The sequence below is a fragment of the Frondihabitans sp. GW821-FHT04F02 genome, assembly GCF_059420045.1.
On sequence record NZ_JBWKSZ010000001.1, the window covers coordinates 775,627 to 795,323 of the forward strand.

Sequence of the window (19,697 nt, forward strand, 5' to 3'; positions counted from 1 at the left end):
GTCCTCCAGAGGGGCGCCGACCGCGGGTTCACGCGGCGGCGAGCCGTTCGGCAAGGGCCGTCAGGGACTCCGACGTGCCGGCGTTCAGCTTAACGGCGGCGCGCGAGTCGCCTTTCGTCACCCCGCGGTTGATGATGACGACGGGCAGCTTCTTGCGGAGCGCCGTCTCGAGGAGGCGGATGCCGGAGTTCACGACCAACGACGAGCCGGCGACGACGAGCGCCTCGGCCGACTGCACCATGGCGCGCGCCTCGGCGAAGCGCTCCACCGGCACGAACTCGCCGAAGAAGACCACGTCGGGCTTCAGCACGCCGCCGCACACGGTGCACTGGGGCACGCTGAAGCCGGCGATGTCGGTCACATCGACGTCTCCGTCGGGATTCAGGCGGACCTCGTCGGGGCGGTCGAGCCAGGGGTTCGCGGCCGCCATGCGCTCGGCGATGTCGCCCCGCGCGAAGAACTGGCCGCAGGTGAGGCAGACGACGCGGTCGACGGTGCCGTGCAGGTCGACGACGCGCGACGAGCCGGCCCGCAGGTGCAGGCCGTCGACGTTCTGCGTCACGACGCCGTTGGAGATGCCGGCGGCCTCGAGGGCGGCGAGGGCGCGGTGCCCCTCGTTGGGCGCGGCCGTGGCGAAGTGACGGTAGCCCAGATGGCTGCCGGCCCAGTAGCGCTTCTGGAAGTCGGGGCCGCCCGAGGTGAACTGCTGGAACGTCATCGGGTTGCGGACGGGGGCGCCCTCGCCCCGGTAGTCGGGGATGCCGGAGTCGGTCGAGACGCCCGCCCCGGTGAGGACCGCCAGCTTCCGCCCCGCGAGCGCGCGGACCGCCGCGTCGAGCGTGCCGGTGCTGTCGGCCGGTGCGGTGGCTAGCGCCATGGGGGGGCTCCTGGTACATCTCTTTGCGAGGCGGGTGACGTTAGCCTAAACGGGAACCTTTACCGTTTTGTTTCCGCGAGCTCCCGGCTTGCGGTGGCGCCCCGCCTTGGAGCCCTCCGTGCGCATCACCCGCATCACCGACCTCGACCGCGACGAGCTCGCCGACTACTCCCGCCTCACCGACGTCGCGCTCCGCCGCAAGACGGAGCCGGAGGGCGGGCTCTACATCGCCGAGTCGTCGAAGGTGATCCGGCGAGCGCTCGACGCCGGCCACGTGCCGCGCTCCGTGCTGCTGAGCGAGAAGTGGCTGGCCGACATCGAGCCCCTCGTCGACCAGTACGACGGCCAGATCTTCGTCGGCGAGGCCGACGTGCTCGAAGAGCTCACCGGGTACCACCTACACCGCGGCGCCCTCGCGGCCATGCACCGCCCCGAGCTGCCCAGCGTCGAGTCGGTGCTCGACGGCGCCCGCCGCGTGGTCGTGCTCGAAGACATCGTCGACCACACCAACGTGGGCGCGATCTTCCGGGCGGTGGCGGGCCTCGGAGCCGATGCCGTGCTGGTGACGCCGCGCTCGGCCGACCCGCTGTACCGCCGCAGCGTGCGCGTGTCCATGGGCACGGTGTTGCAGGTTCCGTGGACTCGGCTGCCCGACTGGCCGGAGGGCGCGGAGTTCCTGCGCGCTGCCGGCTTCGACATCGCCGCGCTCGCGCTCCGCGACGACGCGGTGACGCTCGACGCCTACGCGGCCGACCCGCCCGACAAGATCGCCATGCTGTTCGGCACCGAGGGCGACGGCCTCTCGCACCGGGCGCTCGAGGCGGCCGACACGGTCGTGACGATCCCGATGCTGCACGGCGTGGACAGTCTGAACGTGGCGGCGGCGTCGGCCGTCGTGCTGTGGTCGCTGCGCGTCTCTCCGGGCTCGGGTGGCGCAGAGGCCGCTCAGTGAGCGCCCGCCGCTCGGCCCGCGGTCGCGGCAGCGCGCGCCGCCCCGGCGCCGTCCGTCGGCGGATCGCCGCCGTCGTCGTCGTCGCCGCCGTCATCGCCGTCGGCGTCTACGTTCCCGCCTCCCTCCTCGCCCCCATCGCACCCGCGTCGGCCGAGGTCGCGAAGTACACCGCGCCCACCGAGAAGGCGCTCTCGCTCCGCTTCCCCGACTACGGGGCCACGGCGGTCGAGGCCGTCGGGTTCGACGACAGCCTGACGACCTCGGGCGACTCGAAGCCGCGCTCGATCGCGTCGATCTCGAAGATCGTGACCGCGCTCGTCGTGCTCTCGAAGAAGCCGCTCGACGGCGGCTCGGGGCCGGACATCACGTTCACGGCGTCCGACCGGGCGCTGTACGACACCTATCTGGCGCAGGACGGCGAGGTCGCCGCCATGCCCGCCGGTCTCACGCTCACCGAGAAGCAGACCCTCCAGGTCGCGCTGATCAAGTCGGCCAACAACTACGCCAGCGCGCTCGCCTACTGGGCGTTCGGCTCGAACCAGGCCTACGTCACGGCGGCGAAGGCCTGGCTGAAGGAGCACGGGCTGAACCACACGACGCTCGTCGAGCCGACCGGGCTGAACGCGGCCAACCGGTCGACGGCGACCGACCTCGTGAAGCTCGGCAAGCTCGCGCTCGCCAACCCCGACATCGCGTCCATCGTGTCGACGAAGTCGGTCGACATCCCCGTCGTCGGCACGGTCGAGAACTCGAACAAGCTGCTCGGCATCGACGACGTCGTCGGAATCAAGACCGGCACCCTCGACGAGGCGGGGGCCTGTCTCCTGTTCGCCACGAGAGAGAAGGTGCTCGGCCACACCGTGACGGTGGTCGGCGTCATGCTGGGCGGGGTCGACCACGACTCGCTCGACGTCGACGTGGCGAAGCTGCTGACGAGCGTCAAGTCGGGTTTCCAGACCGTCACAGCGGTGACGGCCGACGACGTGTACGGGTCGTACGACACCGAGTGGGGCTCGAACGCCCACGCTGTCGCCGCGAAGACGGTGTCGAAGCTCGTCTACGGGTCGGCGACCGTGAAGGCCGTTCCTGCGCTCGACACCGTGGGGGAGGCCACGGCCGGCTCGAAGGTCGGGACGCTCAGGGTCACGATCGGCTCGTCGGTCACCACCGTGCCGCTCGTGCTCGATCGGGCGATGACCGAGCCCGACGCGTGGTGGCGCCTGACGAACCCGTCGTCGGTGTTCTAGCCGCTATCGCATCTGCCGCTGAGCGGCTACGACTCCGTCCCGGCGCCGTAGGGCGGAACGGACATCGGCTCCGGCCGCTTCGGCCCCAGGCCGTCGCCCGACGACTGGTGGCGCACCCGCCGCAGCACCCACGGCACGAGGTACTCGCGCGCCCAGCCGATGTCCTCGCGGCGCGCCTCCCGCCACTGACGGAGCTCGGCGGCGGGCAGCTCGGACGCGAGGAGGTCGTTGTCGACGGCGAGCGCGGCCAGCACCATGCGGGCGATCGTGTGGTGGCCGAGCGGCGAGAAGTGCAGACGGTCGGGCGCCCACATGCGGCTGTCGGCGAGGTCGCGCATCGCCCACATGTTCGCGACGACCGCGTCGTGCCGCAGCGCGATGGCCTGCACGTTCTCGTTGTAGATCGCGACCTTGCCCCGGATCCGGCCGAGCACCGGCGTCGCGCCGATGTCGGGCCCGGTGAACAGCACCACGGTGGCGCCCTGCGACGACAGCGTCTCGACGAGTCCCTCCAGACGGCCGGCGACCTCGTCGGGGTCGGTGCCGGGGCGGATGATGTCGTTGCCGCCCGCCGACACGCTGATCAGGTCGGGGCGGAGGTCGAGGGCGGCCTGCGCCTGCTCGTCGATGATCTGCTGCAGGAGCCGGCCGCGGATCGCGAGGTTGGCGTAGGCGAAGCCGTCGGTCGTCGAGGCGAGCACCTCGGCCACCCGGTCGGCCCAGCCGCGATTGCCGCCGGTCGACGTCGGATCGGGGTCGCCGATGCCCTCGGTGAACGAGTCGCCGATCGCGACGTAGCGGGACCACGGGTGGGCTTGTGTCATGGAACAAACGTACCTTTGAGGAATGGTGACCACGGAAGTTCCTGCGCCCCTGCTCTCGGCCGACCTGCTCGAGAGGTTCCGCACGCGGGCGGCCGGGTACGACGCGGCCAACGCGTTTCCGCAGGAGGACTTCGACGAGCTCGCAGCGCTCGGCTACCTCAGGGCGGCCGTGCCGGTGGCGCAGGGCGGGCTCGGGCTCGGCATGCGGCAGATCGCAGCGCTGCAGTCACGCCTGGCGACGGCGGCCCCGGCTACGGCGCTGGCCGTCAACATGCACCTCGTCTGGACCGTCACGGCGTCGCTGCTCTCAGCGCGCGGCGACGACTCGCTGCGGCTCGTGCTCGACGACGCGGCCGCGGGGGAGGTCTTCGCGTTCGGCGTCAGCGAGCCGGGCAACGACCTCGTGCTGTTCGACTCCGTGACCGAGGCCGCACCCGACGGCGCGGGTGGCTACCGGTACACCGGCACCAAGATCTTCACGTCGCTCTCACCGGTGTGGACCCGCCTCGGCGTCTTCGGGCGCACGCCGTCCGACGAGATCGCCCACGGCTTCCTGCGCCGCGACGACGGCGGCCACGAGTCGCTCGGCGACTGGGACACCGTCGGCATGCGCGCCACCCAGAGCCACACCACCCGCCTGACGGGGGCGCACGTCCCCGCATCCCGGATCGTGCGCGTGCTGCCCGTCGGGCCCTCGGCCGACCCGCTCGTCTTCGGCATCTTCGCCGCCTTCGAGACCCTCGTCGCCGCCGTGTACCGGGGGATCGCCCGCCGCGCGCTCGACCTCGCCGTCGAGGCCGCCACTGCCCGCACCTCCCGACGCACGGGCGAGTCGACCGCCGCCGACCCGGTCGTGCGCTGGCGCATCGCCGACGCCGCCATCGACCTCGACGGGCTCGAGCCCCAGGTCGACACCATCGCGCAGGAACTCGACGACCTCGTCGACAACGGCCCCGACTGGTTTCCGCGTCTCGTCGGCCTCAAGGTCCGGGCCACCGAGACCGCGACCCGCGTCGTCGACCGGGCCGTGACCGTGGCGGGCGGCTCGTCGTACCGCGCCGACACGGAGCTCGGGCGGCTGTACCGCGACGTGCTGGCCGGGCGGTTCCACCCGTCGTCGACCGACTCCGCTCACGCGACGGTGGCGAGCCGGTGGCTGGGGCCGGTGGGCGGGCCGGCGGGCGGGCCGGCGGGCGGCGGCGGGCCGGCGGGCGGCGGGCCGGACGCCGGGTCCGCGGACGGGCGCTAGACCCGCCGCCGCGGACGCACTCCTGCGCCACTCCAAGGGGTTGGCGCCGTTCCGCGGGGTTGGCGCCGTTCCGCGGAGTCCAGCGCCGAATGCGCCCACGCCCGCCGGATCGGCACAAACCCGCCGCCCGAACGGAGGGAGCCTGCCGATACGGCGGGCCTAGCGCGCCGACGCCCCGCACCGCCAGCACGACTCAGCACCGCCAGCACGACTCAGCCGGCCAGCCCCGCGAACCCGTCGAGCGCCGCGGCCAGCGCCGCCATCTCGCGCTCTCCGCCGTGCGCCTCGTCCTCCACGATCGTGAGCGCGCTCCCCGCCCACGCCCGGTGCAGCCGCCAGGCCGTCGACGCCGGACCGCTGATGTCTCGCCGCCCGTGGATCAGCGCCGCCGGGATCCCGGCGAGCTCCCCGACGCGCTCCAGGATCGCCGCCGACCCCGGCAGGAAGGCGTCGTTCGACCAGAAGTGCGTCACCAGCGCCGAGAAGACCAGCCTCTGCGCAGGATCCACGTGACCCGCACCGCGCAGCTCCGGGTGGTCGAGCGACACGTGAACGCTCTCCCAGGCGTCCCAGGCCGACGCCGCGCGCTCCCGATCGGCCGGGTCGCCGTCGCGCAGGCGCCGCGCGTACGCGTCGACCAGCCGCTCGCCGGGCCGTCGCTCGGAGGCCGCCTCGAAGTCGTCCCACGCCTCCGGGAACACCCGCCCCACGCCCTCGGTGATCCAGCCGACCTCGTCGCGGCTCGTCGTCGTCACCGCCACGAGCGCCAGGGCGCGCACGGCGGCCGGGTGGGCCAGCGCGTACGCCAGAGCGAGCGTCGTGCCCCACGACACGCCCGAGACCACCCAGCTGTCGAATCCGAGCTCCTCCCGGACCGCCTCGATGTCGGCGATCATCCGCTCGGTGGTGATGGCGCGCAGGAACTCGGGGTCCTCCGTCGCCCACGGGCGGCTCCGCCCGCTCCCGCGCTGGTCGATCCCCACGACGAAGTAGCGTTCCGGATCGAAGTGCCGCCGGTAGCCGCCCCGGCCGAGCGAGCCGCCGGGCCCGCCGTGGAGCCACAGCGCAGGAACTCCCTCCCGGTTGCCCGACGCCTCCCAGTAGAGCTCGGCCCCGTCGTCCATCACCAGGTGGCCGTGCGCGAACGGCTCGATCGGCGGATACGTCACGCGTCTACCGTAGGCCGCCGTCGGCGCCTTCACGAGGGCTCGGAGAGCGGCGATCGTCGGACACCGCCGAGTGTCGGAGGGTCGTGACACCATTCTCTGGAGGGTCCGGAGAGGTCTCTCGGAAGGGCAGCGAGTGAGCAAGCAGGACGGCAGCGGCCGCCAGGTGACGGCGCAGCCGACCGACGACGCCACGGCCACGATCCTGCACGTCGACATGGACGCCTTCTTCGCGTCCGTCGAGCTGCTCGAGCATCCCGAGCTGCGCGGGCAGCCGGTCATCGTCGGTCATCGCTCGATGCGCTCGGTCGTCACCGCCGCCACCTACGAGGCCCGCAAGTTCGGCGTCAACTCGGCCCTGCCGATGGCCATCGCCCTGCGGCGGTGCCCTCAGGCCGTCGTGCTCGAGCCGCACTTCGAGAGGTACCGCCACTTCTCGGCGCAGGTCATGTCGATGTTCGACGACGTCACGCCCCTGGTCGAGCGCCTCGGCATCGACGAGGCCTTCCTCGACATCGGCGGGTCGCTCCGGCTGATGGGCTCGCCGTTCCGCATCGCCACGGAGCTGCGGCGACGAGTGCACGCCGAGACGGGTCTCCACTGCAGTATCGGGGCCGCCTCGACGAAGTTCGTCGCCAAGCTCGCGTCGGGCGTGGCGAAACCCGACGGGCTCCTGATCGTGCCGCACGGTGAGACCCTCGAGTTCCTGCATCCGCGCCCGATCGGCGCGCTCTGGGGTGTCGGCGGCAAGACCGAAGAGACCCTGCGCACCTACGGCCTGAACACGATCGGCGACGTCGCGCAGGCGCCGCTCGACACGCTGCGGCGCGCGATCGGGATCGCCGGCGGCCAGAAGATCCACGACCTGTCGTGGGGGCGCGATCCGCGACGCGTCACGACGGCGTCGGAGGAGAAGAGCGCCGGCCACGAGGTCACGTTCGAGAACGACGTCGACGACACCGACCGGCTGCGGCGTGAGGTGTTCCGGCTCAGCGATCAGGTCGGCCGCCGACTGCGGGCGGCCGGGGCCACGGGCCGCACGATCGTGCTGAAGCTCCGCTTCGGCGATTTCGAGACCATCACCCGGTCGAAGACGCTCGCCGAGCCCACCGACCTCGGGCGACGCATCTTCGAGGAGGCCTGGGGCATCTACGAGGCGACCGACCACAGCGCATCCGGCAGCCGCAAGGCCACGCCGATCCGTCTCATCGGCGTGCGCGTCGAGCAGCTCGGCTTCGGCGGCGCGGGCTCCGGGTCGATCGGGCTGTGGGACGACGACGCCGACTGGCGCGCCTCCGAGACCACCATGGACGCCCTCCGGGCCCGCTTCGGCGCCGGGAGCATCACCTCGGCCAGCCTGCTCGGCGACTCGACCCGCCGCATCTCGCGCGGCGGCCCGGTGCCGCGCGTCGGCGTCGAGATCGAGCCTGACGCGCCGTCGGCGTCCGAGCAGCGCCCTCGGGCCGAGTAAAATCAGTGGCAGTGACTATCGCCGAATCGTTCGACCCCGACAGGCCCGAAGGCCGTGGGTCGGCCGAACCCTCCCTCGAAGTGGAGCCCGCGCTCGACATCGGCGTGGTGGCCGGCAACAGCGCCGCCGAGCACCTCTCGCCCGCCTTCCCGGAGCGCGCGGCGTGGGGCACCGCCGGCAAGCTCCGCGCCTGGCAGGCCGAGGCCCTCGAGAAGTACTTCGCCGCCGAGCCCCGCGACTTCCTCGCTGCTGCGACACCCGGCGCCGGCAAGACCACTTTCGCCCTCCGCCTCGCGACCGAGCTGCTCTCGCGCGGTGCCATCGACCGGGTCGTCGTGGTCGCACCGACCGAGCACCTCAAGCGCCAGTGGGCCGACGCCGCCGACCGCGTGAACCTCCGTCTCGATCCGATGTTCAAGAACGCCGACGGCACCTTCGGCAGGCACTATCACGGCGTCGCAGTCACCTACGCGCAGGTCGGCATGAAGCCCGAGGTGCACAGGGCGATCACCGAGGCCGGCCGCACGCTCGTGATCCTCGACGAGGTGCACCACGGCGGCGACGCCCTGACCTGGGGCGACGGGATCCGCGAGGCGTACGGCAAGGCCACCCGCCGCCTGTCGCTCACCGGCACCCCCTTCCGCTCCGACACGGCGCCGATCCCGTTCGTGCAGTACGCGCCCGACGAGCACGGCATCCGCACGTCGCAGTCCGACTACTCGTACGGCTATGGGCGCGCCCTCGCCGACGGCGTGGTCCGCCCCGTCCTGTTCATGGCGTACGCCGGTGCGATGCGCTGGCGCACGCGCATGGGCGACGAGATGAGCGCCACCCTCGGCGAGGCCGTGACGAAGGACATCACCGCTCAGGCCTGGCGCACCGCCCTGTCGCCGCAGGGCGACTGGATCGCCGCGGTGCTGAGCGCGGCCGACAAGAGGCTCACCGAGGTGCGGCGCGGTGTGGCCGACGCCGGTGGCCTCGTCATCGCGACCGACACGACCGCCGCTCGTGCCTACGCATCGATCCTCACGAAGCTGACGGGGGAGCGCCCCACCGTCGTGCTCTCGGACGAGAAGGCCTCCAGTGACCGCATCGCCGCATTCTCCGTCGGCGAGTCGCGCTGGATGGTGGCCGTCCGGATGGTGTCCGAGGGCGTCGACGTCCCGCGCCTCGCCGTCGGCGTCTACGCCACGTCGGCCTCGACGCCGCTCTTCTTCGCGCAGGCCGTGGGCCGCTTCGTCCGCGCCCGCCGTCGCGGCGAGACCGCCTCGATCTTCCTCCCGAGCGTGCCGTCCCTCATGGCCCTCGCCGGGTCGCTCGAGCTCGAGCGCGACCACGCCCTCGACCGCCCGACCGACTCCGACGACGGCATCTTCACCTCCGAAGAAGACGCCATGGTCGCCGAGGCCAACCGCGAGGAGAAGGCGTCGAGCCTCCTCGAGCAGCAGCCGTTCGAGGCCCTCGACGCACAGGCGAACTTCGACCGCGTGCTCTACGACGGCGGCGAGTTCGGCCAGTCGAGCGAGGTCGGCAGCCTCGAGGAGCTCGACTTCCTCGGCCTGCCCGGTCTGCTCGAGCCCGACGAGGTCCGCGAGCTCCTGCGCCAGCGCCAGGTGACGCAGGCCGGCCGCTCGAAGAAGCAGCCCAAGACGGGCCTGCCGACCCAGGCCGTCGAAGAGGCTCGGCCTCTCTACATGACGATCAAGGAGCAGCGGCAGGAGCTGAGCCGCCTGGTCTCGATCTGGTCGCGCCACTCCAACGAGCCCCACGGCGCCATCCACGCCGAGCTCCGCCGCATCTCGGGCGGGCCCGCCGTCGCGCAGGCCAGCACCGACCAGATCCAGCGGCGCATCGACGTGCTGCGCGGCCGCATCGGCAACCGGCGCTAGCGCCGCCGCCGGGCGCGCGCCCCGCGTCGCTCGCAAGGACTCCTGCGGTAGACGTCCTTGTGGGGTTGGCACCCGACGCGACTCTTCCTTGTGGGGCGTGAACCTCACCGCCGAACTCCTTGTGGGCGCACCAGGCGTCCTTGCGAACGCGCAGTCGCCCCGCGACCGACGGGCCGTGCCGACTGCGCCGGCGTCAGTCGTCGAGGCCGTCGCGGTGGCGCCACCACGCGGTCTCGGCGTGCGCGGCCGACGTGTAGACGCCGAGCGCGACCCGCTCGTCTTCGACGAGCGACCAGCTCGTCAGCTTGTAGCCCCGCGCGAAGGACTCGACGAGCGCTTCGGGCTGAGCATCGTCGCGCGCGCGGACCAGCCAGGTGTCGGGGCCGGTCTCATCGAGCATGAGGCGACTTTACTCGCCCCGCCCGGCGGCACGATGCGGAGGCGTGCACGCTCGCAAGGACAGGCGGCACGTTCACGAGGAGAACGGCCGCGTCGTGCAGGCCCCTCGAGGAGCACCCGCGCATCGTGGATGCGCCTCAAGGACGTCCACGTCAGACATCCTCGCCAGCACGCCTACTTTCGACACGCCCCGCACCCCGGCCGCACGGCCGGCACGGCCCGCCCCACCCCGACGGCGCCGCGGTCGACGAATCCGCCGACCCCCTCGTCGTGCGCCACGTACGCCGCCCGCACCCGGTACCCGGCGTCGGCGGGCACCTCGAGCAGCGCCCGCAGCCACGCCGCGTCGTCGACGGACAGCACGCTGGGCCCGGGCCGCTCGTGCACGAACACGAACGACGCCGCGCCGTACTCCTCGTGCAGCAGCGCCAGCGCTCCGTGGAAGCCGTGCTCGGGCCGGTGGGGCAGCTCGCCGATGGGCATCATCAGCGGCATCTGCACGTCGTCGGCGTCGAACAGCAGCAGCCAGATCTGCGCCACGAGCGCGCAGGGGATCAGCTGCCTCACCCGCACGTCGAGCGCGTCGCGGGTGGCGAGGCTCTGCTGCGAGTCGAGGTAGTGGGGCGGGGAGGCCTCGCACGCGCAGACGGCGGCGGGCAGGGCGGGCAGGGCGGAGTGCGATGTCGTCGTGTTCATCCGACGATGGTGGGGCACGCGCAGCAGTTCCTACCGGCGCTCTCCACAGGCCGGGAGCGACTACTCACAGCCCCCGGGCGCAGGAACTAGCGCACCGCCGCCGAATCCTCGTCGAGGGCCGACACGGCCCGCCGCAGGATCGTCGACGACGTCGACATCGTGTACGGGAAGTAGACGACCTCGACGCCCACGTCGGCGAACTCGCGCTCGAGCTTCAGGCCCTTCTCGGTGCCGCGCCAGTCGTCGCCCTTGAAGAAGACGTCGAACTGCAGTTCGCGCCAGACGTCCATCTTGTCGGGGACGGTCTCGGCGTAGGCGTGGTCGACGAAGTCGATGTGGCTGACGATCTCGAGGCGCTCGGCGAGCGGCACCATCGGCGAGATGCCCTTCGTGAGCTCGAGCATCTCGTCGGCGACGACGCCGGCGATCAGGACGTCGCACTGCGACTTGGCGTGGCGCAGCAGGTTCAGGTGCCCGATGTGGAAGAGGTCGTAGGCGCCGGCTGCGTAGCCGACCCGGGGTGCGTCGGTCACTGGGAGTCCCTTCCGGACGGGGTGGAGGTCTGCGCGGCCTCTTCGGCACGCGCGGCGAGGTCGGCGATCGAGAAGCCGGAGCGCGACGGCAGGAAGTCGTCGGCCGAGTCCGCAGCCGCGGAGACGGCTCCGGAGGCGGCGAACGGCGCCACGACCGAGATCGGCTCGGGCGACGGCTGCGCGGGTCGGCCCAGGCGGAAGTCCGACGGCACCCACTCGCGGCGGAGCGCCGAGCGGTGGCGGCCGGCGACTCCGGTCATGAGCACGCCGAGGGGCTCGACGCCGAGGCCGAGCAGCTCGCCATGGAGCGCGAGGAGGTCTTCGACGGTGGTGCGGTTGGAGCGGACGACGACCACGACGGCATCGGCGACGGGGGCGAGACCCCGCAGCGGCACCGGCATCGTGTTGCTTCCGGCCAGGGCCACGACGGCGTCGTAGCGCTCGCTCAGGGTCGTGAGGAAGCTCTCGGCCTCGACGAGGCGACGCTCGGGGCGAGCCGAGGCGACGCGATCGGGCACCGAGACGCGCTGGTAGCCGGAGGCGTCGGCACGGGCCGGGTCCTCGAGGGCCGAGTCATCGACGGTGGAGGGGCGAGCGAGCAGCTGCGTCTCGAGATCGGTGCGGACGACCGCCGACACGAATCCGCTCTCGACCAGGGCGCGGGCGAGTCCGCCGTCGACTCCGGCCGACTCGTCGGCGTCTTCGGTGCGAGCCAGGACGAGGCGCGCCGGGAGCTCGCCGCCGGCCAGCGACCGGGTGTTCATGACGGCCTCGCGCAGGGCGGAGCGCATGCGCCGCGACGCCGCTCGGACCTCGAGGTCGTCGGCGTCGATGACGCCGGCGGGCAGCTGCGCGAGGACGGGAAGGCCCGTGACACGACGGACGTCGTCGGCCGTCGTGACACGGGGCTGGAGGCGGACCAGCACGAAGCCGACCGCGAGTCCGAGGGCGAACCCGATCAGGGTGAGACCGAGGAGCACGCCGAGCGAGGCGACCTTCGGAATGCCGCCGGGAACGTTGCCGGCGATGGTCTGCTCGACGGCGACGCCCGCCACGAGGCCCACGACCGCCATGCCGGCGACAGCGATCCAGGCGCGACGGAGCTGAGCGGTCAGGTCGAAGAATCCAGCGCGGATGTTCATGAGACCTCCCGGTCGGGCAGAGAGCCGAGGCCCTTGAGCTCACGGAACCACTTGGGCAGCGCGAGGAGCAGGTAGAGCGTGTTGGCGGCGAAGAACGCGATGTAGACGATCGTGAAGCCGAGCGGCCAGGCGAGGAGGACGAACGAGAGGCACATCAGGCCGTAGTCGGTCGGGACGACGGCGAGCGAGTACAGCGTCGACGTGTTCCGCGAGCCGCGGGTCGGGACGCCCGTGCGGATGTGCTGGGCGCGGCGGAGCATGTCGGTGAGGATGATCGCGAAGAACGCGACCGACGCGACGGCCGAGTACGCGAGCGGCACCCAGAGCACGCCGGACCGGCCCGAGGGCTCGCGCAGGAAGCTCGCGAGCACGGCCAGGTGGAGCACGCCGATCTTGGTGGCGTCGATCACGTGGTCGAGCCATTCGCCGGCGGGGCTTCCGCCGCCGCGCAGGCGTGCCAGCTGGCCGTCGGCCGAATCGAGCGCGTAGCCGATGACGAGCAGCAGCATGACCGACACGGCCGAGGCGATCGACGTCGGCACGAACGCGATGACGGCGATGCCCGCGAACGTGAACAGCGCGCTCACCATCGTCACCTGGTTCGGCGTCATGCGCAGCTGGTACGCGGCTGCGGCGAGGAATCGTCCGATACGGCGGTTGACGAAGCGCGAGTACGCCGGGGCGCCGCTGGAGCCCTTCTGGGCGCTTGCGAGGCGGGCGAGCGACTCGCCGTAGGTCTCGCGGTTCAGCGTGGTGGTCACGAGGCCACCGCCAGGGGTGCGGTGCCGCGGGCGACGCGGTGCAGCTCGCCGTCGACGACGGCTGCGATCCGGGCGCGCATGTGCTCCGGCGTGTACTCGGCGGCGTAGACCTCCTGAGCACGCTGCCCGGCAGCGCGGAGCGTCGCGACGTCGAGCGTCGAGAACAGCTCGGCCAGGGCGTCGACGTCCGTGCAGTCGAACAGCCAGCCGGTCACTCCGTCGTCGATGACCTCCTCGGGCCCTCCGGAGCGGCTGGCGATGACGGCGCGGCCCTCGCTGAACGCCTCGACCGTCACGAGGCCGAAGCCCTCGAGCGTGTCGGTGGGCAGGACGACGGCGTCGGCGGCCTGCAGGTACGGCGTCGCGTCGGCGACCTCGCCGACGACGACGACGGTCTCGGGGCGCGACACGTGCTGGGCCACGAGGGCCTTCACATCCACGCCGATTCCGACGGCAGGAACTGCGCCGAGCACGACGAGCTCACCCGGGCAGCCAGCCTTCTCCCATGCGCGCAGCAGCGTGCCGTGGCCCTTGTGCGGGTTCCAGCGGCTGGCGATCACGTAGTGCGGCCTGCGGTGCTCCGGCGGAGCCGCGGGAAGTTCGCGCGAACGATGGGGTACACCGTTGTGCACCACCACCGCCCGCGGGTCCTCGGCGAGACCCGACGCGCCGAGGACAGAGCGCGAGACGGCCACAAGTGCCGTGCACGCGCCTGCCAGGGGACGAAGACCTACCCGGTCCTTCGGTCCCCATGGTTCTTGGAGGTGCCCGACGACCTTGCGGACGCCGGTGAGGCGAGCAAGGGGAGCGACGGGCAGGCAAGCGCTGGTGGCCAGGTAGACGAGGTCGAAACGACGGCCCGAGAGACGGGCGAGCGTTCGGACGGCGTCCCTGGCGAGACGGAGGAATCCGCCGGGAGTGATCTTCAGACGACGGAGGATCGGCAGCGGGTGGCGTTCCACCCGAGCCCCGAGGTCGCGGAGCATCGGGCCGAGGGGCCCGGGCTCGACGTCGGTCGGCAGCCAGACGGTGACGTCGTTGGAGTCGGACGCGACGAGCTCGGCGACGACCTCGAGGACGATGCGGTCGGACCCGTACATCTCGTCGGACGAGTGTACGACGAGGATGCGGCCGCGGCGGGCGCCGCGACGGACGCCGGGGGCGTCGAGGCCTGCGAGTTCCTGCTCGATATCGGTCATCAGTAGGCCCCCTCAGGGCGGAGGATCACTTTCACGGTGCGCCACATGAGCACGAAGTCGACGGTCAGCGACCAGTTCTCGACGTAGTAGAGGTCGAGACGGACGCTCTCCTCCCAGCTGAGGTCGGAGCGGCCGCCCACCTGCCACATGCCTGTCAGGCCGGGCTTGATGTAGAGACGGCGGTGGACGTGCTCGGCGTAGCCCTCGACCTCGAGGGGCAGCGGCGGACGCGGCCCCACGAGGCTCATCGAGCCGCCGAGGATGTTGATCAACTGCGGGATCTCGTCGAGCGAGTACTTGCGCAGCACGCGGCCGACGCGGGTGACCCGCGGGTCGACGCGCATCTTGAACAGCACGCCGTTGCCCTCGGACAGGCTCGCGATCTCGGCCAGGCGGTCCTCGGCGTCGACGGTCATCGTGCGGAACTTGAGCATCGTGAACCGCTCGCCGTCGCGCCCGACGCGCTCCTGCCGGAAGAACACCGGCCCACCGTCGCCCAGGCGGATGAAGCCGGCGACGACGGCCATCAGGGGCAGGAGCACGAGCAGGGCGAGACCCGCGAGGGTCACGTCGGTGGCGCGCTTCATCACGTGCTTCGGGCCGTCGAACTGCGGCAGCTCGACGTGCATGAGGGGGAGTCCCTCGACCGGGCGGAAGTGGATGCGGGGGCCAGCGATGTTGGCGAGGCGCGAGGCGATGACGAGCTCGGTCGCGCGGCCTTCGAGGCTCCAGCCGAGGTCGCGGACGTAGTCGGTGCCGTGGCGCGGGTCGCCGGCGACGATCACGCTCTCGACGTTCATGCGCCAGACGGCGCGGGACACGTCGTCCAGGCCGGCCACGATCGGTACGACATGGGATCCGACGGCGATGCTGCCGCTGTCGTCGCCGTCTTCGACCACGGCGCCGACGACGTCGTAGAGGGCGCCCGGCTTTTCGTCGATGCGGTCGATGACGTACGTGACGTCGGCGCGGCTGCCGACGACGATGGCCCGCGACAGGTAGTTGCCGAGGGTGCGCTGGCGGATCAGCCAGCGACGCAGGAGGAAGCGGGAGGCGATGAGGCCGAGCGAGCCGCCGGGGAGGGCGACGAAGAAGTAGGAGCGCATCGACTCGTGGCCGGTGATCGAGATGATCAGGGCGATGATGACGAAGGTGAGGATCGTCGCGTTGAGCACGCGCTTGTACTCGTCCGCGCCGGTGCCGACGACGGAGAGGTCGCGGGTGCGCTGGAAGGACAGGCACAGTGCCCAGAGGAGCCCGATGCCGACCGGGTAGCCGATCGTGATGAGGAGGGTCCTGATGTCGGTCGTCGACAGCGAGGCCAGCGTCTCGCCGAACCCCTCGCGGAGGGCCTCGACGAACGAGGCGACGACCACGCTGAGCGCGATGACGATGGCGTCGAAGGCGACCAGCCGGCGACGGTAGCGCACGGCCCAGCCGGTTCCGATGGATGCGCCGCCCACCCGCTCGCCCAGATCCGACCAGGCTGCGGCCGCGGATTTCACCGGCGAGGGGAACGCGAGTCGGGATTTCTCTCCGAGGTCGCGGCCGATGCCGGTCACGATGCCGCTTCCGATTCGGGGCGGAAGCGGGTACGCGGAAGCGTACGCAGAATGAGCAGGGTAAGCATGGATCCAGGGGGGTTCGGGTAGGCGGCGCAGAGGCTCCAGTCCGCTATTCGGGAACGAGTCGGAGCCGGGTCGGACGAACGACCGGAAGATCGGGATTCGGTCGTGCGTCCGGGTGTCGACCTGCGGTTCTGATCCTCTGAGGGCCGTCGGGTACGGCGGATCTCGAGGCTCGGTGCGAGTCGACGATCGGGAAGGTGTCGGGTGCTGCGGGTGATCGGGTGACGCTTCGGGTAAAGCGCGTGGTGCATTCGGGTTGTTCGGGTGACGGGGAGCGGCTGGTTTCCGGCCGTTTCCTCCCTCCGCCTTTCAGCGGGTATGAATCGAAACTAGGCCATTCACCTCGGGGGCCACATGCCCCCATTTCGGGGGACCATGCGCCCCCCGGGCGGGGGGATGACAACGGGTGATCCCGGCCCTCGAACGGGTGATGCAGCCGAAATGCGTCGTCCGGGTAGGCCGACGTGGTCCTCCGAGACAATCGGATAGTCTATCCGCTCGCAAGGAGGCGACGGCGAGTCGCCCGGATACATGGGGATCGACCGCATTCGCCTACCGATGGAAGGCTGCGCAATCGACAACAGTTGTCGTTCGGCTCGCGGAGAGCCCGAATCATGGTCCCCCCGAATGACCGCACCGTTTGTACCCCGGAAGTGCTGCCCAGGCTCAAACGGGTGAACTCTGCCTCCGAGGTCGTTTACGCCGCATTCACCCGCCGGCAACCCTGCTCGCCGGTTAACGCACGAGAGCGAGGCCTCGGAAGGCCTCGCTCTCAGGGTGGGTCTGCGCTACTTCTTGGCGCCCTTCGAGGCCGGAGCGGCAAGCGCGACGAAGTTCGCACGCGGGTCGTCTAGGTTCTCGAGGGTCGTCTCGTCGCGACCGCCGACGATCTCGGTCACCCACCCGGTGAGGATGCGCCACTTGCGGGTGAGGGTGGGCATGGCCAGCAGGTGATAGCCGCGGTGGGCGAGCCACGCGAGCAGGTTCTTGAGGTGCACGCCCTGGATCAGGGCCGCGCCCTTGCCGATGCCGTAGCTGGCGACCGTGCCGACCGACTCGTGTCGGTACTCGGCGAGAGGCTCGCCGGCCATCGACGCCAGGATGTTGTCAGCGACCGTGACTGCCTGCCGGACGGCGTTCTGCGCGTTCGGCGGGTAGTAGGCCGGCTGCTTGGCGGCCGTCAGGTCGGGGACCTGCGCGTTGTCGCCGAGCGCCCAGACGCCGTCGATGCGCTTGCCGTCGTCCGTCACGACCTCGAGCTTCGCGTTCGCGTTCACGTGGCCCTTCGGGCCGCGCGGCAGGCTGGTCTTGTCGAGGACGGGGTTCGGCTTGACGCCAGCGGTCCAGACGATCGTGCCGGCGGGGACGGTCTCGCCGTCGCTCAGCACGCAGTCGCCGTTCTCGCACGACGGCATGGTCGTCTGGAGGCGGATGTCGATGCCGCGGGCACGGAGAGCGCCGAGGGTCCATTTCGACAGCTCGGGGCCGACCTCGGGGGCGACGCGGTCGAGAGCCTCGACCAGAACGAAGCGCAGCTCGTGGCGCGAGAGCACGGGATAGCCGTCGACGGCCGCGTTGGCGGTGTCGAGCAGCTCGCCCATCGCCTCGACGCCGGTGTAGCCGCCGCCGACGAAGACGACGGTGAGCAGCTTGGCGCGCTCGGCGGGGTCGGTCGATGCCGCCGCCTTCTCGATGTTGCCGAGCACCCGGGCTCGCACGTACGACGCCTCTTCGACGCTCTTGAAGCCGACGGCGTTCTCGGCGAGGCCGGGGGTCGGGAAGGTGCGGGTCACGGCGCCCATCGCGACGACGAGGTGGTCGTAGCCGACCTCGGTCGTGCGACCGTCGGCGAGATCGACGGTGACCGTCTTCGCGTCGGTGTCGATCGCCGACATGGCGCCCTGGACGAACTTGGAGCGGCGCAGCGTTTTTCGCAGCGGAACCGTCACGTCTCTCGGGTCGATGTGCCCGCCGACGACCTCCGGGAGGAACGGCTGGTAGGTCATGTACGGGCTCGGGTCGATGACCGTGATGCTCGCGCTCTGCGGGGGGCGTTTCTTCTGCAGAGTCAGAGCGGTCTGGAGACCCGCCGAACCACCACCCAGAATAACGATTCGTGTTGTCATGACACCGACGCTACTCCCGGTCGGGCAGTCGTTCGCCACGCGCGACAGAAAATCACCCCGCAGGAACTCGGGGTGCCCGCCTTCCGTCCGCGCTCGACCGATCCGGTCTACTCGACGCCGTCGCTCTCGGTGTAGCTTCCCTCGAAGCCGGCCTTGTCGACCTCGGTCTCGCCGGGCTTCACGCCCTCGGCCGGGATGTCGCTGTCGGTGAACGCGCCGTCGTAGTCGACGCCGCCTTCCTTGGTCGACGTGTACGAGCCCGCCTCGGAGTGCGAACCGCCGTTCAGCGGGGCCTCCGCGGCCGCCTCGTGCTCCTCGGCGGCCTGATCGTCGTGTCGTTCGTCGCTCATCGTGATTCCGTTCGTCGGGGGAGGGCGCCGTCGCCGCTCACCGTGGCCCCATCATGCTCCTCGCGTGGCTGCGATGGCACCCCTCGCCTAGAAGCCCTCCGGGTCGCGCGTGACGTAGGGGGCCTCGAGCTGGTCGAGCTCGTCGTCGGTCAGCCACACGTCGACGGAGGCGACCGCGTCGGCGAGGTGCTCGGGCTTCGTGGCGCCGAAGATCGGCGACGACACGGCGTCCTGCTGGCGCACCCAGGCGAGGGCGACCTGCGCCCGCGAGATCCCCCGCGCCTCGGCGACCGCGGCGACGGCGTCGGCGATGGCCCGGTCGCCGTCCTCGCGCTGGCGGTAGAGGGTCTGGCCGAAGAGGTCGGTCTCGCTGCGGGCCGTCGTGGCGTCCCAGTCGCGCGTCAGCCTGCCGCGCGCGAGCGGGCTCCAGGGCAGCACGCCCACGCCCTGATCGAGGCAGAACGGGTGCATCTCGCGCTCCTCCTCGCGCTGGATCAGGTTGTACTGGTCCTGCATCGAGACGAAACGCGTCCAGCCGCCGAGGTCGGCGGTGTACTGCATCTGCGCGAACTGCCACGCCCACATCGACGACGCGCCGAGATAGCGGACCTTGCCCGCCTTGACGACGTCGTGGAGCGCCTCCATGGTCTCCTCGACCGGCGTCTCGGGGTCGAAGCGGTGGATCTGGTAGAGGTCGATGTAGTCGGTGCCGAGGCGGCGCAGAGAGTTGTCGACCTCGGTCATGACGGCGAGGCGCGAGAGGCCGGCGCCGTTCGGGCCCTTGCGCATGCGGCCGTTCAGCTTGGTCGCGATGACGACCTCGTCGCGAGCGGCGAAGTCGGCGAGCGCGCGGCCCGTGATCTCCTCGCTCGAGCCGTCGCTGTAGACGTTGGCGGTGTCGAAGGTCGTGATGCCGGCTTCGAGCGCCTGCTGGATGAAGGGGCGGCTCTCCTCCTCGGGCAGGCTCCACTCGTGCCCGCCGCGAGCCGGGTCGCCGTAGCTCATCATGCCGAGGGTGACCGCGGAGACCTGCAGTCCGGAGGAGCCGAGACGGACGTATTCCATGAGAAGCCTTTCGAGACGGGTGTCGTTCACGACCGACTCTACTCGCGGCTCTCCCCCTCCCGAGTGCCCGCCGACCCGCGGCCCAGAAGCTCGGGCGGAGCGCAGCGACGCCCGGCGACACCC

At 71.4% G+C, this 19,697-nt stretch carries 18 protein-coding genes; 5 read left to right on the forward strand and 13 right to left on the reverse strand.

The annotated features are described in order from the left end of the window. Window positions 1–28 precede the first annotated feature (28 nt). Complete coding sequence (locus tag AC07TY_RS03650) at window positions 29–877, reverse strand: Sir2 family NAD-dependent protein deacetylase (protein WP_494784354.1); 849 nt, start codon at window positions 875–877, stop codon at window positions 29–31. A gap of 118 nt (window positions 878–995) precedes the next feature. Between AC07TY_RS03650 and AC07TY_RS03655 the strand changes: the two genes are divergently transcribed. Further along, entirely contained in the window at window positions 996–1,829 is an 834-nt protein-coding gene (locus tag AC07TY_RS03655) for a TrmH family RNA methyltransferase (protein ID WP_494784355.1), read from the forward strand. Then, on the forward strand, window positions 1,826–3,076 hold the full coding sequence (locus tag AC07TY_RS03660; RefSeq protein ID WP_494784356.1) for a D-alanyl-D-alanine carboxypeptidase family protein: 1,251 nt from the start codon (window positions 1,826–1,828) through the stop codon (window positions 3,074–3,076). Before AC07TY_RS03655 ends, AC07TY_RS03660 begins: the two co-directional genes overlap by 4 nt. A gap of 26 nt (window positions 3,077–3,102) precedes the next feature. Here AC07TY_RS03660 and AC07TY_RS03665 read toward each other — a convergent pair whose 3' ends face one another. Further along, entirely contained in the window at window positions 3,103–3,900 is a 798-nt protein-coding gene (locus AC07TY_RS03665) for an SGNH/GDSL hydrolase family protein (RefSeq protein WP_123504500.1), read from the reverse strand. A 22-nt stretch (window positions 3,901–3,922) separates the two neighbouring features. Between AC07TY_RS03665 and AC07TY_RS03670 the strand changes: the two genes are divergently transcribed. After that, window positions 3,923–5,149 (forward strand): acyl-CoA dehydrogenase family protein, encoded by a 1,227-nt coding sequence (locus tag AC07TY_RS03670; protein WP_494784357.1) that lies wholly within the window; start codon window positions 3,923–3,925, stop codon window positions 5,147–5,149. Window positions 5,150–5,361: 212 nt separating this feature from the next. Here the strand turns inward: AC07TY_RS03670 and AC07TY_RS03675 are convergent, their stop codons facing one another. Then, on the reverse strand, window positions 5,362–6,318 hold the full coding sequence (locus AC07TY_RS03675) for an alpha/beta fold hydrolase (RefSeq protein ID WP_494784358.1): 957 nt from the start codon (window positions 6,316–6,318) through the stop codon (window positions 5,362–5,364). Window positions 6,319–6,451: 133 nt separating this feature from the next. Here AC07TY_RS03675 and dinB point away from each other — a divergent pair, with 133 nt between their 5' ends. Next, a complete protein-coding gene (gene dinB / locus AC07TY_RS03680; protein ID WP_494784359.1) occupies window positions 6,452–7,786 on the forward strand; it encodes a DNA polymerase IV in 1,335 nt (444 codons plus the stop codon). 104 nt (window positions 7,787–7,890) lie between these two features. Continuing rightward, on the forward strand, window positions 7,891–9,675 hold the full coding sequence (locus AC07TY_RS03685; protein WP_494784553.1) for a DEAD/DEAH box helicase: 1,785 nt from the start codon (window positions 7,891–7,893) through the stop codon (window positions 9,673–9,675). A gap of 193 nt (window positions 9,676–9,868) precedes the next feature. Here AC07TY_RS03685 and AC07TY_RS03690 read toward each other — a convergent pair whose 3' ends face one another. From AC07TY_RS03690 to AC07TY_RS03735, 10 genes are all read right to left on the reverse strand, one after another. Beyond that, window positions 9,869–10,075, reverse strand: coding sequence for a hypothetical protein (locus AC07TY_RS03690; RefSeq protein ID WP_494784360.1), 207 nt, complete (start codon window positions 10,073–10,075; stop codon window positions 9,869–9,871). Window positions 10,076–10,248: 173 nt separating this feature from the next. Further along, window positions 10,249–10,770, reverse strand: a complete 522-nt coding sequence (locus AC07TY_RS03695; RefSeq protein WP_494784361.1) for a hypothetical protein — start codon at window positions 10,768–10,770, stop codon at window positions 10,249–10,251. Between the two features lie 86 nt (window positions 10,771–10,856). After that, a complete protein-coding gene (locus AC07TY_RS03700) occupies window positions 10,857–11,303 on the reverse strand; it encodes an FAD synthase family protein (protein ID WP_494784362.1) in 447 nt (148 codons plus the stop codon). Then, window positions 11,300–12,445 carry a YveK family protein gene (locus AC07TY_RS03705; RefSeq protein ID WP_488626211.1) on the reverse strand — a complete coding sequence of 382 codons (1,146 nt, stop codon included), beginning with the start codon at window positions 12,443–12,445 and terminating at the stop codon, window positions 11,300–11,302. The genes AC07TY_RS03700 and AC07TY_RS03705 overlap by 4 nt, the downstream gene beginning before the upstream one ends. Further along, window positions 12,442–13,206, reverse strand: a complete 765-nt coding sequence (locus AC07TY_RS03710; protein ID WP_494784363.1) for a CDP-alcohol phosphatidyltransferase family protein — start codon at window positions 13,204–13,206, stop codon at window positions 12,442–12,444. The genes AC07TY_RS03705 and AC07TY_RS03710 overlap by 4 nt, the downstream gene beginning before the upstream one ends. Beyond that, entirely contained in the window at window positions 13,203–14,405 is a 1,203-nt protein-coding gene (locus AC07TY_RS03715; RefSeq protein WP_494784364.1) for a glycosyltransferase family 4 protein, read from the reverse strand. Before AC07TY_RS03715 ends, AC07TY_RS03710 begins: the two co-directional genes overlap by 4 nt. After that, window positions 14,405–15,967 (reverse strand): sugar transferase, encoded by a 1,563-nt coding sequence (locus AC07TY_RS03720; RefSeq protein ID WP_494784365.1) that lies wholly within the window; start codon window positions 15,965–15,967, stop codon window positions 14,405–14,407. The genes AC07TY_RS03715 and AC07TY_RS03720 overlap by 1 nt, the downstream gene beginning before the upstream one ends. 854 nt (window positions 15,968–16,821) lie before the next feature. Further along, window positions 16,822–18,159, reverse strand: a complete 1,338-nt coding sequence (locus AC07TY_RS03725; RefSeq protein ID WP_494784366.1) for an NAD(P)/FAD-dependent oxidoreductase — start codon at window positions 18,157–18,159, stop codon at window positions 16,822–16,824. Between the two features lie 107 nt (window positions 18,160–18,266). Then, window positions 18,267–18,509, reverse strand: a complete 243-nt coding sequence (locus AC07TY_RS03730) for a hypothetical protein (RefSeq protein ID WP_494784367.1) — start codon at window positions 18,507–18,509, stop codon at window positions 18,267–18,269. 87 nt (window positions 18,510–18,596) lie between these two features. Continuing rightward, window positions 18,597–19,574 (reverse strand): aldo/keto reductase, encoded by a 978-nt coding sequence (locus tag AC07TY_RS03735; RefSeq protein ID WP_123504489.1) that lies wholly within the window; start codon window positions 19,572–19,574, stop codon window positions 18,597–18,599. Window positions 19,575–19,697: the final 123 nt, after the last annotated feature.

Excerpts from the sequence above, each read along its gene's own strand:
- AC07TY_RS03650 (WP_494784354.1), bottom strand. The coding sequence starts at position 877 with ATGGCGCTAGCCACCGCACCGGCCGACAGCACCGGCACGCTCGACGCG.
- AC07TY_RS03665 (WP_123504500.1), bottom strand. The coding sequence starts at position 3,900 with ATGACACAAGCCCACCCGTGGTCCCGCTACGTCGCGATCGGCGACTCG.
- AC07TY_RS03670 (WP_494784357.1), top strand. The coding sequence starts at position 3,923 with ATGGTGACCACGGAAGTTCCTGCGCCCCTGCTCTCGGCCGACCTGCTC.
- AC07TY_RS03690 (WP_494784360.1), bottom strand. The coding sequence starts at position 10,075 with ATGCTCGATGAGACCGGCCCCGACACCTGGCTGGTCCGCGCGCGCGAC.
- AC07TY_RS03695 (WP_494784361.1), bottom strand. The coding sequence starts at position 10,770 with ATGAACACGACGACATCGCACTCCGCCCTGCCCGCCCTGCCCGCCGCC.
- AC07TY_RS03705 (WP_488626211.1), bottom strand. The coding sequence starts at position 12,445 with ATGAACATCCGCGCTGGATTCTTCGACCTGACCGCTCAGCTCCGTCGC.
- AC07TY_RS03715 (WP_494784364.1), bottom strand. The coding sequence starts at position 14,405 with ATGACCGATATCGAGCAGGAACTCGCAGGCCTCGACGCCCCCGGCGTC.
- AC07TY_RS03725 (WP_494784366.1), bottom strand. The coding sequence starts at position 18,159 with ATGACAACACGAATCGTTATTCTGGGTGGTGGTTCGGCGGGTCTCCAG.
- AC07TY_RS03730 (WP_494784367.1), bottom strand. The coding sequence starts at position 18,509 with ATGAGCGACGAACGACACGACGATCAGGCCGCCGAGGAGCACGAGGCG.
- AC07TY_RS03735 (WP_123504489.1), bottom strand. The coding sequence starts at position 19,574 with ATGGAATACGTCCGTCTCGGCTCCTCCGGACTGCAGGTCTCCGCGGTC.